Annotated in this window: 17 protein-coding genes; 6 read left to right on the plus strand and 11 right to left on the minus strand. The window is 29.6% G+C overall.

The annotated features are described in order from the left end of the window. Positions 1-5 precede the first annotated feature (5 nt). Genes nifJ through L8U41_RS01215 form a run of 6 tightly spaced genes read left to right on the plus strand, consistent with a single transcriptional unit; the run spans position 6 to position 8,224 of the window. Complete coding sequence (nifJ, locus tag L8U41_RS01190; RefSeq protein WP_263663818.1) at positions 6-3,560, plus strand: pyruvate:ferredoxin (flavodoxin) oxidoreductase; 3,555 nt, start codon at positions 6-8, stop codon at positions 3,558-3,560. Between the two features lie 3 nt (positions 3,561-3,563). Next, positions 3,564-3,887, plus strand: coding sequence for a hypothetical protein (locus tag L8U41_RS01195; protein ID WP_263678564.1), 324 nt, complete (start codon positions 3,564-3,566; stop codon positions 3,885-3,887). After that, positions 3,859-5,250 (plus strand): pilus (MSHA type) biogenesis protein MshL, encoded by a 1,392-nt coding sequence (gene mshL, locus L8U41_RS01200; protein WP_263702492.1) that lies wholly within the window; start codon positions 3,859-3,861, stop codon positions 5,248-5,250. The genes L8U41_RS01195 and mshL overlap by 29 nt, the downstream gene beginning before the upstream one ends. Continuing rightward, positions 5,231-5,560 carry a hypothetical protein gene (locus tag L8U41_RS01205; protein ID WP_263727591.1) on the plus strand — a complete coding sequence of 110 codons (330 nt, stop codon included), beginning with the start codon at positions 5,231-5,233 and terminating at the stop codon, positions 5,558-5,560. The genes mshL and L8U41_RS01205 overlap by 20 nt, the downstream gene beginning before the upstream one ends. Continuing rightward, the gene (locus L8U41_RS01210; protein WP_263727592.1) at positions 5,553-7,067 is read left to right on the plus strand and encodes a GspE/PulE family protein; all 1,515 of its coding nucleotides are present in this window, start codon (positions 5,553-5,555) and stop codon (positions 7,065-7,067) included. Before L8U41_RS01205 ends, L8U41_RS01210 begins: the two co-directional genes overlap by 8 nt. After that, complete coding sequence (locus L8U41_RS01215; RefSeq protein ID WP_263727593.1) at positions 7,064-8,224, plus strand: type II secretion system F family protein; 1,161 nt, start codon at positions 7,064-7,066, stop codon at positions 8,222-8,224. The genes L8U41_RS01210 and L8U41_RS01215 overlap by 4 nt, the downstream gene beginning before the upstream one ends. Here the strand turns inward: L8U41_RS01215 and L8U41_RS01220 are convergent. Genes L8U41_RS01220 through L8U41_RS01270 form a run of 11 tightly spaced genes read right to left on the minus strand, consistent with a single transcriptional unit; the run spans position 8,221 to position 16,141 of the window. Continuing rightward, positions 8,221-8,973, minus strand: a complete 753-nt coding sequence (locus L8U41_RS01220) for a TSUP family transporter (protein ID WP_263702484.1) — start codon at positions 8,971-8,973, stop codon at positions 8,221-8,223. The genes L8U41_RS01215 and L8U41_RS01220 overlap by 4 nt on opposite strands. Then, on the minus strand, positions 8,958-9,707 hold the full coding sequence (locus L8U41_RS01225) for a TIGR02757 family protein (protein WP_257403646.1): 750 nt from the start codon (positions 9,705-9,707) through the stop codon (positions 8,958-8,960). Before L8U41_RS01225 ends, L8U41_RS01220 begins: the two co-directional genes overlap by 16 nt. Beyond that, positions 9,707-11,536: a flagellar hook-associated protein FlgK gene (gene flgK, locus L8U41_RS01230; RefSeq protein ID WP_263678571.1), complete on the minus strand. Its 1,830-nt coding sequence runs from the start codon at positions 11,534-11,536 to the stop codon at positions 9,707-9,709. Before flgK ends, L8U41_RS01225 begins: the two co-directional genes overlap by 1 nt. Positions 11,537-11,546: 10 nt before the next feature. Next, positions 11,547-11,981: a flagellar protein FlgN gene (locus tag L8U41_RS01235; RefSeq protein WP_263682764.1), complete on the minus strand. Its 435-nt coding sequence runs from the start codon at positions 11,979-11,981 to the stop codon at positions 11,547-11,549. 42 nt (positions 11,982-12,023) lie between these two features. Beyond that, a complete protein-coding gene (locus L8U41_RS01240) occupies positions 12,024-12,230 on the minus strand; it encodes a hypothetical protein (RefSeq protein WP_012661139.1) in 207 nt (68 codons plus the stop codon). Positions 12,231-12,290: 60 nt separating this feature from the next. Continuing rightward, positions 12,291-12,656 (minus strand): rod-binding protein, encoded by a 366-nt coding sequence (locus tag L8U41_RS01245; protein WP_039617679.1) that lies wholly within the window; start codon positions 12,654-12,656, stop codon positions 12,291-12,293. Beyond that, positions 12,656-13,702, minus strand: a complete 1,047-nt coding sequence (locus L8U41_RS01250; protein WP_039617681.1) for a flagellar basal body P-ring protein FlgI — start codon at positions 13,700-13,702, stop codon at positions 12,656-12,658. The genes L8U41_RS01245 and L8U41_RS01250 overlap by 1 nt, the downstream gene beginning before the upstream one ends. Positions 13,703-13,759: 57 nt before the next feature. Then, positions 13,760-14,416, minus strand: coding sequence for an RsmD family RNA methyltransferase (locus L8U41_RS01255; RefSeq protein WP_263727594.1), 657 nt, complete (start codon positions 14,414-14,416; stop codon positions 13,760-13,762). Further along, positions 14,409-14,804, minus strand: a complete 396-nt coding sequence (locus L8U41_RS01260; RefSeq protein WP_263663828.1) for a hypothetical protein — start codon at positions 14,802-14,804, stop codon at positions 14,409-14,411. The genes L8U41_RS01255 and L8U41_RS01260 overlap by 8 nt, the downstream gene beginning before the upstream one ends. Next, complete coding sequence (locus L8U41_RS01265) at positions 14,788-15,492, minus strand: hypothetical protein (protein ID WP_263682767.1); 705 nt, start codon at positions 15,490-15,492, stop codon at positions 14,788-14,790. Before L8U41_RS01265 ends, L8U41_RS01260 begins: the two co-directional genes overlap by 17 nt. A 10-nt stretch (positions 15,493-15,502) precedes the next feature. After that, positions 15,503-16,141: a DUF5644 domain-containing protein gene (locus L8U41_RS01270; RefSeq protein ID WP_257396275.1), complete on the minus strand. Its 639-nt coding sequence runs from the start codon at positions 16,139-16,141 to the stop codon at positions 15,503-15,505. Between the last annotated feature and the right edge of the window lie 40 nt (positions 16,142-16,181).

Here is a 16,181-nt window from a genome sequence, read left to right on the forward strand (position 1 = left end):
ATTAGATGAGTAAAATAATGAAAACAATGGATGGTAATGAAGCAGCAGCTTATGCAGCTTATGCATTTACAGAAGTTGCCGGAATTTATCCTATTACCCCAAGTTCACCAATGGCAGATTATACTGATATATGGGCTTCTCAAGGTAAAAAAAACCTTTTTGGAGTACCGGTTAAAGTTGTAGAGATGCAAAGTGAAGCAGGAGCGGCAGGGACGGTTCATGGTTCTTTGCAAGCTGGCGCTTTAACTACTACTTATACTGCCTCTCAAGGACTTTTACTAAAAATACCAAATATGTATAAAATCGCAGGTCAGCTTTTACCTGGGGTTATTCATGTGGCAGCTAGAGCTTTGGCTTCTCAAGCACTATCTATCTTTGGCGATCATCAAGATGTTTATGCAGCAAGACAAACAGGCTTTGCTATGCTTTGCTCACATTCTGTGCAAGAAAGTATGGATTTAGCAGGTGTTGCACACTTAGCAGCTATTAAAGGTAGAGTACCTTTTATGCATTTTTTTGATGGTTTTAGAACAAGCCATGAAATCCAAAAAATTGAAGTAATGGATTATGCGCATTTTGATCGTTTGCTTGACCGTGAAGCTTTATTAGAATTTAGAAATTCCTGTCTAAATCCAGAAAATCCAAAAACAAGAGGTACGGCTCAAAATGATGATATTTATTTTCAAACAAGAGAGTTGGCAAATAAATATTATGAAGCTATTCCTGACATTGTTAATGAATATATGCAAGAAATTTCAAAAATTACAGGAAGAGAATACAAACCTTTTGTATATTATGGGGATAAAAACGCAACGCGCATTGTAGTAGCAATGGGTTCAGTGACTGAAGCTTTAAAAGAGGTTGTAGATCATCTAAACAACAAAGGCGAAAAAGTAGGGGTTTTAAAAGTTCATTTATATAGACCATTTAGTTTAAAATATTTATTTGATGTAATGCCTCAAAGTGTTGAAAAAATAGCTGTTTTAGATAGAACTAAAGAGCCAGGAAGTTTAGGCGAGCCACTTTATTTGGATTTAAAAAGCGCATATTATGGAAAAGAAAAAGCACCTTTAATCGTTGGTGGTAGATATGGACTTTCTTCAAAAGATGTTGATCCTGCTCAACTTCTAGCGGTTTTTGAAAACCTAAATCAAGCAAATCCAAAAGATGGTTTTACCATAGGAATTAATGATGATGTGACCTTTACTTCATTGCCTGTGGGAGAAAAAATTTCTTTGGGTGATGAGAGTACTATAGAGTGCCTATTCTATGGACTTGGTGCTGATGGTACTGTAGGGGCGAATAAAAACTCTATTAAAATTATAGGGGATAAAACAGACTTTTATGCACAAGCTTATTTTGCTTATGATTCTAAAAAATCAGGTGGTTATACAAGAAGCCATTTAAGATTTTCTAAAAAACCTATCACTTCAACCTATCTAGTTTCTACACCGCATTTTGTAGCGTGTTCAGTGGCTGCTTATTTAGAAATTTATGATGTTTTAGCAGGCATTAGAAAAGGCGGAACTTTTCTTTTAAATAGTATTTGGAGTGCGCAAGAGACTATTAAGAAGATTCCAAATGCAGTAAAAAGGGTTTTAGCGCAAAAAGAAATTAATTTTTATATTATTAATGCTACAAAACTTGCTAGAGAAATAGGACTAGGTAGTAGAACAAATACAATTATGCAATCAGCGTTTTTCAAGCTTGCTAATATCATTCCTTTTGAAGATGCGCAAAAATATATGAAAGAGTTAGCCTATAAATCATATAGCAAAAAAGGTGATGCTATAGTTGAGATGAATTACAAAGCTATTGATGTGGGTGCAGATGGACTTGTAAAAGTTGATATTGATCCTTCTTGGGCAAATTTAGCTGATGAAGTTAAAGAAGAAACTATAGCCTATAAAGGCACTGAGTTTGTTGAAAAAATCGCAAAACCTATGAATGCAGCTAAGGGAGATGATTTACCAGTTTCAGCATTTTTGGGTTATGAAGATGGTAGTTTTGAGCATGGTACTACTGAGTATGAAAAAAGAGGTGTTGGTGTTATGGTGCCAAGATGGATAGAAACTAATTGTATTCAGTGTAATCAATGTGCTTCAGTGTGTCCGCATGCGGTTATTAGACCTTTCTTGATTGATGAAGAAGAATTAAACAATGCTCCAGCAGGTGTAAAAGAACATAGTTTAAATGCAAAAGGCGTAAAAGAGCAAAAATTAAATTTCAAAATTCAAGTTTCGCCACTTGATTGTACAGGTTGTGAGCTTTGTGTGCATGAGTGTCCAACTAAAGAAAAATCTTTAGTAATGGTTCCGCTAGGTGAAGAGCTTGATCATGGTGAGCAGGAAAATGCAGATTATTTATTCAAAAAAGTAAGCTATAAAGATAATATCTTAAATAGAGAAAATGCAAAAGGTATTCAATTTGCTCAACCTTTATTTGAATTCCATGGAGCATGTCCAGGATGTGGAGAAACTCCTTATATCACTTTAATCACTAGATTGTTTGGTGAAAGAATGATTATTGCTAATGCGACAGGTTGTAGTTCTATTTATGGTGGTTCAGCTCCTTCAACTCCATATAGAAAAAGTAATAAAAATGGTCATGGACCAGCTTGGGGTAATTCTTTATTTGAAGATAATGCTGAATTTGGTCTTGGTATGAAAATAGCAACTGAAACAACAAGACATAAAATTGAGCAAATCATGAATGAAAGTATGCAAGAAGTTCCTAATGCGCTTTCTGCGTTATATAAAGAATGGATTGCAAATAAAGAAGATTCTAAAGCTTCTTTAGAGCTAAGAGATAAGTTAGTGCCATTGCTAGAAGAAAATAAACAGATTAAAACTGTAAATGATATTTTAGAACTGAAAAGCTATTTAAGTAAAAAATCACATTGGATTTTTGGTGGTGATGGTTGGGCTTATGATATAGGTTATGGCGGGCTTGATCATGTTTTAGCAAGTGGTGAAAATGTAAATATTTTAGTGCTTGACACTGAAGTGTATTCTAATACTGGAGGTCAAAGCTCAAAATCTTCAAGAACAGGTTCAGTAGCTCAATTTGCTGCAGCAGGTAAGCCAGTACAGAAAAAAGATCTTGGACAAATTGCTATGACTTATGGTTATATTTTTGTAGCTCAAGTAAATTCTAATGCAAATTATGCGCAATTGTTAAAAGCAATAATAGCAGCAGAAGCTTATGATGGACCTTCTTTGATTATTGCTTATTCTCCTTGTATAGCTCATGGTATTAAAGGTGGGCTTGGAAATTCAGGAAATCAAGCAGAACTTGCCACAAAATGTGGATATTGGCCAACTTATATTTACGATCCACGTTTAGAAGCAGAAGGTAAAAATCCTTTAACAATTTCTTCTAAAGAGCCTGATTGGGATTTGTATGAAAGCTTTTTAATGAATGAAGTGCGTTATAATTCTTTGAAAAAATCAAATCCTGAGCAAGCAAAAGAATTATTTGAAAAAAATAAAGCAGAAGCACAACGCCGTTATAGACAACTTAAACGTCTAGCAAGTGCTGATTTTAGTAATGAAAATTAAAATTTGCTTCGATTTTTACTTGTGAGTTTATGGGTGCTTAGTGCTTTTGGTGCTAAGTACCCATTTTTGAATCAAGATTGCAGTAATATTGATTTTTCTTTGATTCAAGATCCTTTTTTTCAAAAGACTACAAATATAAAATCTGATTTTTCTTTGCAAGCTATCATTTCTAATAAAGTTAAGATTAATGATAAATGGTATGCTTTAAATGATGATATTGAAGGTTTTAAGATTGTTGAGATTAAAAATTCTCAAGTTGTATTGATAAAGGAAGAAAAAATCATGGTTTTAAAATTGTATGAAAAAAATAATATTTTTATTTATTAGCATCTTAACCTTTACAAACGTTTTTGCTTCACAGTGTCATCAACGCTTTTTTGATATAAGTGTAGAAAATAAAACTTCTTTGATTGAAATTTTAAATGAACTTGGTAGAGAATGTGGTTTTAGTATTATAATAAAAGATTCATTAGCCAGAGAAAAGTTAAATCATACTCAAAATTATTTACACATAAGAAAAATGTCTTTAAGAGAAATTTTTAAACTTTTATTGATGGAAAATAATCTTGCTTATGAGTATGAAAAAAATATTTTAAAAATTTATGGAAGACAAGTTAAAACTTTTAAAGTGCATTATATAAGCTCTATTAGAGAAGGGCAAAGTATTACCAAAGCTTCAGTGGATTCAAGACCTAAACAGGGCGATTATGATAGTGCTAAAGAAGCAGATAATTTGGTCATTAGCACGGATAAATTTGATTTTTGGGAAAAAATTTCAGAAGAAATACAAGCTTTATTAGATGAAAATACAACTAAGCCTATTATTAATACTAATGCAGGGATTATCACTTTAAATGCTACTTTGTATGAGCTTACAAGGGTTGAAAAATATTTAAAAGATTTAAATAAAAGACTTAAAAAACAAGTTTTAATTGATGTAAGTATAGTTGCAGTACATTTAAATAAAAGTCATTCAAGTGGAATTAATTGGCAAGAGCTTGCTTTTAAACTTAATGGAGATGATAATGATTTTATAATCAATAAAGGCGGTGTTAAAAATATTAATCTTAAAGCTAATGTTGAAACTAAGGCTATTTTAAATTTATTACAAGAAAATGGTAAAACTACTGTACTTTCTAACCCAAAACTTATGGCACTTAATAATCAGCAAGCTATTATTTCCATAGGTGATACGATTAATTATCAAGTAAAAGAAAGCTCTAAGGGTACTGAAAATGGTACAACTATTAGTGAAACTTATAATAATTATTCTATTTTTGTAGGAATTTTACTAAATATTTTGCCAGAAATTTCAGATGATCATAAAATCATGCTTAGGATTAATCCTAGTTTGAGTGATTTTAAATATAGTGTTGATAATCATAGACAAAATAAACCAAGAAATATAGCACCAGATACTATACAAAAAAAGCTTTCTACTGTAGTTGAAGTTGATGATGGACAAACTTTAATTTTGGGCGGATTGATTAGTAAAAATACGATTAGTAACCATAATGAAGTAAGTGCTTTATCTAAAATACCACTTTTTGGTGCTTTATTTCAAGGAAAGCAAAATTTAGAAGATATTAGTGAAATAGTTTTTATCATCAAGCCAAGTTTAATAAGAGCTGATAAAAAAGTATTAAGTTTGAAAGAATTAGGTTTTGAACATGAAGATGATATGTTTTAATTTTTTAATTTGTTTGTCTTTTTTGAATGCAATGAATATTCAAAATGAAAGTTTTGAGCAAAATGTATTTTATGAAAAATTTATTAATCACCCAAGTTATGAAAATGCTTTAAATTTGGCTAAATATTTTTATCAAATAAAAGATTATCAAAAAGCTATCTTTTGGGCTATTGAGGCAAATGAATTTGAGTTGTTGGAAAAAGAAGCATGGCTAGTTTTTATCAATGCTAAATTAAAACTTGGAAAGCATGAAGATGCTTTAAGAGCTAAAGAAGAGTATGAAAAACTTTTAGGAAATTATTTTGAATGACGCAAAAACAATAAAAGCTTTAAATGAACTTTCTTTGCAAGAATTGGCTTTAGAGTATAAATTGGAAATTTTAGACTTAAATCAAACTCTTAAAATAGAAAAATATCTCCATGTTCTGCCTTTTTCTTTAATAGAACAATATAATATTTTTTGTTTTTATGAAGATGGTGAAAATATTCATATAGCTTCTTTAAAACCTTTAGATGAGAGTATTTTAGAAAAAATACAAAATTTATACCGCTTAAAGGTTATTAAAATTTTTCTTTGTGATTTTACACAATTTAAATTCTTACTAGAAAGGATTAAATTTTTAATTTGCTTTCAAAACTATCTTGATAAATTAGAGCTTAATTTAAAAAGTGATGAAAATAAAGATGAGTTTTTATTAGAGCAGTTTTTGAATTTAATTTTAACTTATGCTTGTTTTTTAAGAGCAAGTGATATTCACTTAGAGCCTTTGGAAAATGAAGTTTTGATAAGATTTAGAATAGATGGAGAATTAAAATATATCCATAGTCTTGATGTGGATTCTTATCAGGCTTTATTAATGCATATAAAAATCATTGCCTTGCTTAATGTAGCCGAACAAAGACAAGCTCAAGATGGGAGTTTTTCTAAGATAATCTTAGAGCAAAAGTATGACTTTAGAATTTCAATTATGCCTTTGTTATTTGGGCAAAGTGTGGTGGTTAGGATTTTAAAACAAGATGAGCATGTTTTAAAACTTGATAGACTTTTTATTAAAGAAGAAAATTTAATCTATTTGAAAAAATACATGAACGCACCTTATGGTTTGATTTTATTTTGCGGGCCAACGGGGAGTGGTAAAAGCACTTTTATGCATGCTATTTTAAACGAGCTTGATCAAAATAAAAAAATCATTACTCTAGAAGATCCTATAGAATATAAACTTAAACATGCTCAGCAAATTTTGTTAAATTCTAAAACTGGTTTTGATTTTCACAAGGCTTTAAGAGCGGTTTTAAGGCAAGATCCTGATGTGATTATGGTGGGTGAAATCAGAGATGAGGAGAGTTTGGATATAGTTTTAAAAGCTTCTTTAAGTGGACATTTAGTTTTAAGCACCTTGCATACTAATGGTGCTATAGAAGCTATTTTTAGAATGAAACACATGGGTGCAAAAGAGTATTTAATAGCTTATGCGCTTAATTTGATCATAGCCCAACGTTTGGTAAGAAAATTATGTGAATGTAAAGAACTTAGCGATGAAAAATTTCATTTTCAAAATCAAGTTTTTGAAGGAAAATTTTATAAAGCAAAGGGTTGTGCTAAGTGTATGTATAGTGGATATAAAGGGCGTTTAATGGTGGCTGAGTTTTTATTTTTAGACCATAATTTAAAAAGTATGATAGAAAATAATGCAAATTATGAAAATATTTTAACATATGCTTTAAAAAAAGGCTTTTTAACTTTAGGTATGGATGCTTTGGAAAAAGTTAAGCTTGGTTTAACAAGTGTAGATGAGCTAAGAAAGATTGGTTTTTGAAAAAATTTATTATTTCTTATATCTTAAAACAAGAGCAAAAGCAATGTGTAATTAAAGCTAAAAATCTATATGAAGCTAGAAATATTGCACAAAAATCATTTGAAAATATTATTAGTGTTGAAGAATACTTTGGGACAACAAAACATAAAATTAAAGAAGAAGAGCTTATTTTTATCCTTAAAGATTTAAGTATGGTTTTAAAAGCAGGATTAAGCTTACAAGAAGCTATTTTAGAATTTACAAGATCAAATCATGATGTGCATATAGCTACAATATTTAGTATGATTTATAATAAACTCAAAAATGGAAGCTCTTATAATGAAGCTTTTAGAGGTGTTTTAAATTCTAGAGAATGTGCTGTTTTAAAAATTTGTGACGGTAAGGAGGATTTATATAGGGCTTTTGAGATTATCATTAATCTAAAAGAGAAAAACCTTCATAGTTTTAAGCAGTTTAAAAAGTCTATAACTTATCCACTTTTTGTTTTTACATGTATTATTTTAGCTTTTTTTGTACTGATGATTTTGGTTTTGCCTGAATTTAAAACTTTATTTTTGCAACTTGAACTAGATTTGCCAAAAATCACTCAAATTCTTTTTGTTTTAGGAGATTTTTTTAAACATTTTTATGTATTTATTTTATTAGGTATGGGATTTTTTATAATGCTTGCTTACTCTTTTAGAAAGTCTTTGTTTTTTCATAAAATTCTTTTTTATTCTCCCATTTTTGGAAAGATAATATTTTATCAAGATAAATTTTGTTTTTTCTTGATTTTTTCTTATTTATTGAAAGCAGGGGTGGATATAAAAAGAGCTTTTGAGCTTGCTTGTGAAGGTATAGAAAATCAATTTTTTAAAAACAAAATGTTTATTATAAAGACTTCATTTGAATCAGGACTTGATTTAGATCAAGCTTTTTTCAAAATAAAGCTTTTTGAATCTTTTGCGATAAGAATGTTAAATTTAGCTTTAAAAAGTTCTAAACTAGATGAGAGTACTTATGAGCTTGCTTTATTTTATGAACATAAAAAAGAAAATTACACTCAAAGACTTTTAAGTGTCTTAGAGCCTTTGATGACAATTTTTATGGCGAGTTTGATTTTAGTTTTAGCCTTGGGTGTATTTTTACCTATGTGGCAAATTAGTCAAGGAATTTAAACAAGATAATCATAAGCAACCTTAGCTATAGTTAAAGCAACCATAGTTAAAAAGAGTTTTTTGATAAAAGTTCCTTGTGTTTTTAAGACTAGTTTTGAGCCTACAAAGGCACCTAAGACTTGGCCTATACCCATTAAAATACCAACTTTCCAAAGTACTTCATAAGAGTATAAAAACACTCCTAAAGCCACTACATTGCTAGTGAAATTTAAGATTTTAGTATTAATGCTTGCATTTTTCATACTAAAACCAAGAAATATTACACAAGCAAAAATCCAAAAAGACCCAGTTCCAGGCCCTAAAAAGCCATCATAAAAGCCAAGCAATAAACCAAAAGTGACTTGAAAGCTTGTGGCGCTCATTTTTGCTTCATTATGAACATTTCCTAAATTAGGCTTAAAAATAGTATAAAGAAAAACTAAAGCTAGGCATATTAGCACAATGATTTTAACAGCGTTTTGATCTATTAGTAAAACTGCATAAGTACCAATAACAGCTCCAATTGCGGTAAATAAAATACCTAAGGCAATTTTTTCTATATTCATATGTTTTCTATAAGATAAAACCGCAGTAAGTGAGCCAAAAGTGCTTTGAAGTTTATTGGTGGCTAGGGCTAAATGAGGAGGGATCCCGCAAGCAAATAAAGCAGGTATAGTAATAAGTCCACCACCACCTACAATCGCATCAACACAGCCTGCAAAAGCAGCAACAAAAAATAAAATCACATAATAAGTTAATTCAAGCTCCATAAGCTTTCCTTGTTTTGTCCGATTCTATATAGAGCAAAATCATATTTTATAGGATCTTGTGGATCAAATTTTTTAAGACTTTGAGTAAGCTCTAAAACACTTTTAAAATCATAAATCTTACGCTTTAAAAGCTTAAGTTTTAATGAAACTTTATGAGTATGGGTGTCTAAGGGTATAAGTAAATCTTTTTTATCGATATTTTTAAACAAACCCAAATCAAGCTCATCTTTTCTTACCATCCACCTAAGATACATATTGTATCTTTTTAAAGGACCTTTTGGAGTTTTAAATTCTTTTGAAAAGAAAAACTCATAACCATAGCTTTTATAAGGATTAAGTTTATAAATTGTTTCTATAAAAGCTTTTATTGCATGTGTGATGTTTTGCTCTTTTTGATAAGTTTTAGTGAAAATATTTTCTATACTATCTTCATTTTTTAAGCGTTTAAGTGTGATAAAAATTTGAGCTATATCTTGAGAGTTTTGAAAGCGGTATTTTAGATCTTTGCATTCTTTTTTAATAATCTCATCATTTCTTTCAAGCAAGGAAAAATCAAGTTTTTTTAAAAAATTTACAATATTTTTAGCATTTCCATAAGCAAATAAAGCGCAAAGCAAAGCTATGGTTTCATCTTTATAAACACTTGCAATTTGCAAAGGATCAGGATGAGAGAAAAGCTCTTTTTGAGTATTTTTACTTAAAATAGCCTCATCTAAAAGAGCTTTAATTTGCATTAAGATTTTAAACCAAGTAAGGTTTCAAGCATTTGATCAACAGTAGTTACGATTTTAGCTGCAGCGCCATAACTTGCTTGATATTGTATAAGCGCTGCTAATTCTTCGTTAGTATTTACGCCACTTTTTGATTGATATTCTGCATAGGCTGTATTAAATACCGTCATATTAGTTGCATGCGCAAAACCATTGCTTTCAGCATCTGAAGCAATTTGACCTGTAAATTTTCTATAATATCCATCTAAAGACATAGTATCAACTGTACCATCTTTATTATAAAAATTTACTTTTTGATTTTGAAGTTGCAACATAGCATTAGCTACATCATTGTTTCCATCAACTCCATTTGAGCTTGCTTTTAAGCTATTTGGATCATTTCTAATGCTTGAATTTACATTGATATTGCTTGCATCTTGACCATTAAAAAATGAAGATACATTTAAAGCCCCTGGGAAATTTGTACCATTGTCTTTAAAAGCTATTTTATAACCCTTTTTTAAGCCATTGATTTGGAAATTTCCACTATCACTTTGTCCATCATAATGATAAAAGGCTTGAAAAAAATCATTTAAATCATCACCACCTTGACCATTCTTGTTATCATCAATATCTGCATTGATTTGCTTAACAACATCCTCTATGGTGGTATTAACATCAATTTTTATAGTTCTAGTAGCAACAGGCTCACCTTTTTCGTTGTAAACTGTAATATCAAAGCTTCCTGCTTGGATATTTTTATCATAACTCATTAAAGAAGTATCAGGTTTTAAACCTTTTAAATCATCCGAATTTACTTTATCAGTTGCTGCTTGAGCATAGACATTATTAGTTTGAGTTATAAGTGTTTTTGTAAAGGTATTGAGCATATCTTTATACTCTTGCAATTTTCCATCGCTGTAAGTATCGTGATTGCCATCATAGTTTCTACCTCTAAGGTCAAGCTGAGCTCCAAGTTGTCCACCTGAAATTTTACTAGTTAAATCATAGCGGTTTTCATCATTTACTTCATAATAAATTTGATAAAATCCATTAGGATTATTATCATCTAATTTTAAAGGATGAAAGCTAGAGCCATTGACTATGCTAAAACCTTGAATACTTAAATCATAATATCTTCCAGAATCAGTCATAGTAGATTCTAGGGTACTATCTTGAGAGCTTTTCCCTTTCCAAGCTACTGCATCAACTAATTTTGAAAGTCTAAGTTCAAGTTCATCTCTTCTATCTCTTAATTGATTTGCATTATCAGTAGGTAAAACTTCTTCATTTTCAAGTTGTTTGTTGATATTTGCAATTTCTTGACCAATATTATTGATCTCATCTACAGTTTGTCTGATTTGCTCGTTGACAGTTTGTTGCATTTTGCTAAGATCTTGTAGGGTTTTTTGTATGTTTTGAGTTAATGTATTTGCACTATTAACAAGATCTATTTTACTTGCTCCATCACTTGGATTAGAAGCAAAATTATTCCATGCATCATAATAATTTTTATAATCTTGTAAAATACCAGTTCCTTGCATATCAGGAAATCTTTGGCTTGCTTCTTGTAAAATTTGTCCTAAATAATTTGTATAATTTTGTTGAGTAGTGGCATTTTTTAACTCATAATAAGAGTGCTCATCGTGCAATCGTTTTATGGTATCAATTTGTGTGCCTGTTCCTAAGTGTAAACCACCTCTATCAAGAGACATACCTGAGCTTTGCACAGCTCTTTGTCTTGTGTAAAACACTGCGTCTGCATTGGCAATATTATTACCTGTTGTGTTAATTTGAAGCTCAGCAGCTCTTATGCCACTAACTCCGGTATATAAGCTATCAAAAATTCCCATGACTTAGCCTTTAAACATTAATCTTAAATAATGAATCTGGAATTGTCTTATTATCCCCATAAGCATTATTTGTTCCATTTTGTTCAAACATTGCATTTAAAAGATTGTCGTAAAAATTTTTAATAATAAGAGCTAGTTTGGCATATTCTTTATTTTTTTGGTGTAAGGTATTTAAATTTTGCTTTAAAAGAGTAAGTTTTTCTTTATCTTCGTCATCCAAAAGCTCATCTAAGCCTTTATTGTTTCCTTGGTTACTAAGTTCTACCAAAGCCTTGTCAAGATTTTTTTTAGCAATTTGGAAGTCATTTACAAGTTTAGTTTTATCTTCAACACTTTTACTTACATGTTTATGATTAGCAGCTTGAATTTGCGCTATATCTTCTAAAGTAAGATTGATGAGTTTTTCTAAAATAGAATTTGTTTCATCTAAATATTGTTTAACCATTTTTTATCCTTTCTTAGGCAGCAACCCAAAAAAGGATAAAAATTATAATAAAGAATCTGCTATTGCTTTAGAAGTGGCTTGTAGATTGATTTTGTACTCACCATTTTTAATTTGAGAAGCAATTAAAGATGCTTTACTTTCTTCTGCCTTTTGAGTTTCTTTTGCCTTGTTGTTTTCTTTGTTTTCTGTTTTATTTATATCATTAGTAGCAACCTGAGCTACATAACTTTGATGTATAGGGTTTATCATTTTAAGCCTCCAGTTCTATTGAAAAACTCTAAGAACTATATCGACACTTAAAAAAATAACTTAACCCCTTTCTTTTAAATAATCAAATAATAATTTTGAAAAACCTAACCCCCCGCTTAATGCTTTACTCATAGTATCATTATACATAGATGAATAAATTTCATCACTTGCATCTTTTCCAAATAAAGAATTTTCTTGTTTTAAAGAAATATCTAAAACACTTTTGATTAAAAAAGCTTCAAAAGCATCAGTTTGTTCTTTTAAAGCTTTATCTTCATCATTTAATGCTTGTATATGAGTTAAATCATTTTTAAAAGCACTATCTGCATAGTTTTTAGCAGCCTTGTAGCTATTGTTGTGTTTAGTAATACTTTCATAAAGTTCGCTACTATAGTTTTTGCTCGCTAAATAATTATCAACTCTCATCATATTACCTCTAATTCAGCACTAATTGCACCAGCTCTTTTTAAATTTTGCATAATAGCTATGATATCATTTGGCGCTGCTCCAAGTTTATTTAGCATTCTAGCTATGTTTGCTACTGTTGTTTTATTGTTTGTGATTTTTAAAGTATTAGATACTGGATCTAAAATACCACCATCTTTCATATCGATTTCATTTTGTCCTAAAGCTACGGTATTGTTTGGATCTATTTTTATAGTGATATCTTTATGGGTAATTAATATAGGTTCAACTTCTATATTTACTCCCGCTACTATAGTTCCTGTTCTTTCATCGATGATCACTTTACTTTCTGGAGTGTAAGCTATATCTTGTTCTAATACTCTTGCCATAAATTCAACATGAGAAAATTCTTCAGGTTTTGTTAATTTTATAGTTCTAGAATCTAAAGCTTTTGCTATATCTGTATCAAAAATAGTATTTAAAACTCTTTCTATATTATTAGCCGTTTTAAAATCCGCTTCTTTTAAACTTAAAATCAAATCTTCACTTTGGCTAAAGTTTTGTGGAATTTCTCTTTCTACGACTGCACCATTAATAACATTTGCTGAGGTTGAGTGTGTTCCTGCTGCACCTGGTCTTGGGCTAAGTCCACCTATAGCTAAAGAGCCTTGAGCTACTGCATAAATTTCTCCATCAACCCCTTTTAGAGCTGTCATAAGTAAGGTTCCACCTTGTAAAGATTTGGCATCACCTAAAGAAGCTACGCTTACATCAAGCTTATCCCCACTTCTTGCAAAAGCAGGAAGTTTTGCTGTAACCATTACTGCTGCTGTATTTTTTGATTTTATATCACCTGGGCTAACTTTTACATTCATACCCTGAAGCATATTTGAAATAGATTGTAGTGTAAATTCGCTACTTGTGCCATCTCCGCTTCCATTTAAACCAACAACCAAACCATATCCTATAAGTTGGTTATCTCTAACACCTACTACATTGGTAAGTTCTTTAATAGTAGCTGCAAAAACGCTTAGACTTAGTACTAAGCTCAAAAATAATATTCTCATCGATTCTTCCTTTAATCTATGCTATTTTCATAAATTAAAGCAAAAAAGGTTCCAAATTTATATAAAGGAGTAAAAACTTAGAGTGGTTGAACCGAATTTTTTTTCTTTTGTTTTTTCGTAATTTTGTATTTTCGCTGGAGTTTTAAAAGTACTGTGATGTTCTATGATGATGATTTTAACATTTGAATTTTTTATATTTTCTATCAATTTTAAAGTTTTTTTATAAATATCAAAAAAACCTTCTCTAATATCAAAGGGTGGATCAAGATATAAAATAATATCTTCTTTGGAATTTTGAATAATTTGAAGGGTTTTTTTAAAAGTATCATCATTAAAGCAAATGGTATTTTGATCAATATTGGAAGCATTTTTTAAAGCGATTTCATAAGCTTTTTTATCTTTTTCTATAGCATAACTTTTTAAGCAGCCATTACTTCTTGCCTCTAATGCCATTAGAGCACTTCCTCCAAAGGCTTCTATGAAAACCTTATCTTGTAAAGAAAAACGTAAAACATTAAAAACGCAAGATTTTACTATGTTTTTGGTGCTTCTTGTGGTGTCTAGACTAGGAAGTAAAATTTTTTTACCTTTATAGATTCCACTTTCTATGGTGGTGTAAATTTTTTGAGTTTGTTTTTTTGAGTTTGTTTTTTTATCTTCTTTGTAATTTTTTAAAAAATCTTTTACGCTTTGATATTCTTGTATTTTATGCATTATTATTTTCTTCTTTGATAAGATTTTTTAACTCTGTTTTGTAAAGATCAAATATCGCATCGATTTTTTCATGACTTTCTTGACGTAATTGCTCTAAAATGGCTTCACATTTTTGATTCATAAGTTTTTTTTCACGCATGGCTATTTTATAAGCAATACTTTGCAAACTTGCATTGAAATCATTTAAAGCATTAAGTAATTCCTCTATATTAAAAGGATGAGATAAAAAATTTGATTTTTTATTGATGATAAATTGTGGTTTTTGCGTGTTAACTTTTTCATCGCAGACTAAAAAATCACAATCTTTTTTTAAAACTAAAAAATCCCTCAAAGCGATTTCTAAAGTTTTTTCTAAAATTAAATCCTTACATTCAAGAGCGATTTTCATTGATTAAACTCACTTTTAATTTGTGTTTTTTTAAAGTGTATGGTACTATACCTAGAGCTAAATTTGCAAGCTCTGCAAAAGTTAAAATATAAAAATCTTCAAAATTTCTATTTGAAATAGCTTGTAATTCTTTATAACATTTATCAAACATATAAAAAGAATAAAAATCCTCAACTACTAAAAAATCACAACCATTATCATAAGCATCTAATACAACAGAAGCTGCACATTTGTATGCTAATTGGGTGTTTAAATTTAAAAAACTATAGCCACAACTTTTGTATTTTCTTTCAAAATCTATTACATTTGCTTTAAGCGCTTTGGCAAGCTCTAAAGAGCAGCTTGCGTCTGAAAATCCTTGATATACACCTATATTAAATTGTTCAAAAAAATGCTTAATGTGTTCTTGTTTAAGATGATCTAAAAAAATCTTTGGAGCATATTGGATTTTTTCAATTTTACTCATAATTTCATAAGAGCTACATTCGCAAGCTAAAATATTATCCTCATCCATCATTCTAGAATATTCATCTAAGATATCTTTTGGATCATAATCAATAATAAAATAATTTTTACCCAAAGGCTTTTCGCATAATGTGCTTTGAACTCCAACTTTATCTAAAGCATCTTTGATAATATCAAAATAACAAAATAAATCATTATTGCTATTGGTGTAGATTTTGTACATTACTCATTCCTTAAAAAATACTTCTTGCAAGGCCTGATTTTACAAGCATAACTTTTAATTCTTTAATATAAGATTCATAATCAAGCTCATTTGAAGAAATAAAATTTTTAAATTTTGTGTGATAATAAATTCCTTTTTCTTCATCTGCGACTAATTTTAAAAATTGAGGTGCTTTTTCTGGGTATTTAAGTAGCATTTTATAAGCAAATACAAAAAAGCTATCGCCAAGATATTCAGGTAAAAATTCCCTAACTTCACTTGTATAATATAAAAAATCATATTGTTTATAAAGTTCTATATCGTGTATATCAATAAGTCCTTTAAAAAGCTCTAACTTTTCTAAAAAATCACTTTTGTCCATGATTAAATCTTTGGTTGCTCTTTTGGTATCAAGTGGTTCTATGGTAAGTTCTTTGCCAAATCTTTCTATGATATTATTTAAATCTCTTCTTTGTCTGATTGTAACTTGATTGACTTTAATGCAACTTTCTGGATTTTCTTCAAAATCAAAATATATGTCATCTTTTTTAATTTGACTTAAAACATCATAAACACTTTTAAAATTTTTACTATCATAAACATAAGGTTTATAATAAGCTAAATAATCACTATCTTTATCAAAACGAAAAATTCTTAAAGTTATTTGCATATTTTATCCTTGGTATTATTTTTCATTATATACATTTTAA

Source organism: Campylobacter sp. RKI_CA19_01116 (assembly GCF_025771405.1).
In the GTDB taxonomy this organism is placed as follows: Bacteria; Campylobacterota; Campylobacteria; order Campylobacterales; family Campylobacteraceae; genus Campylobacter_D.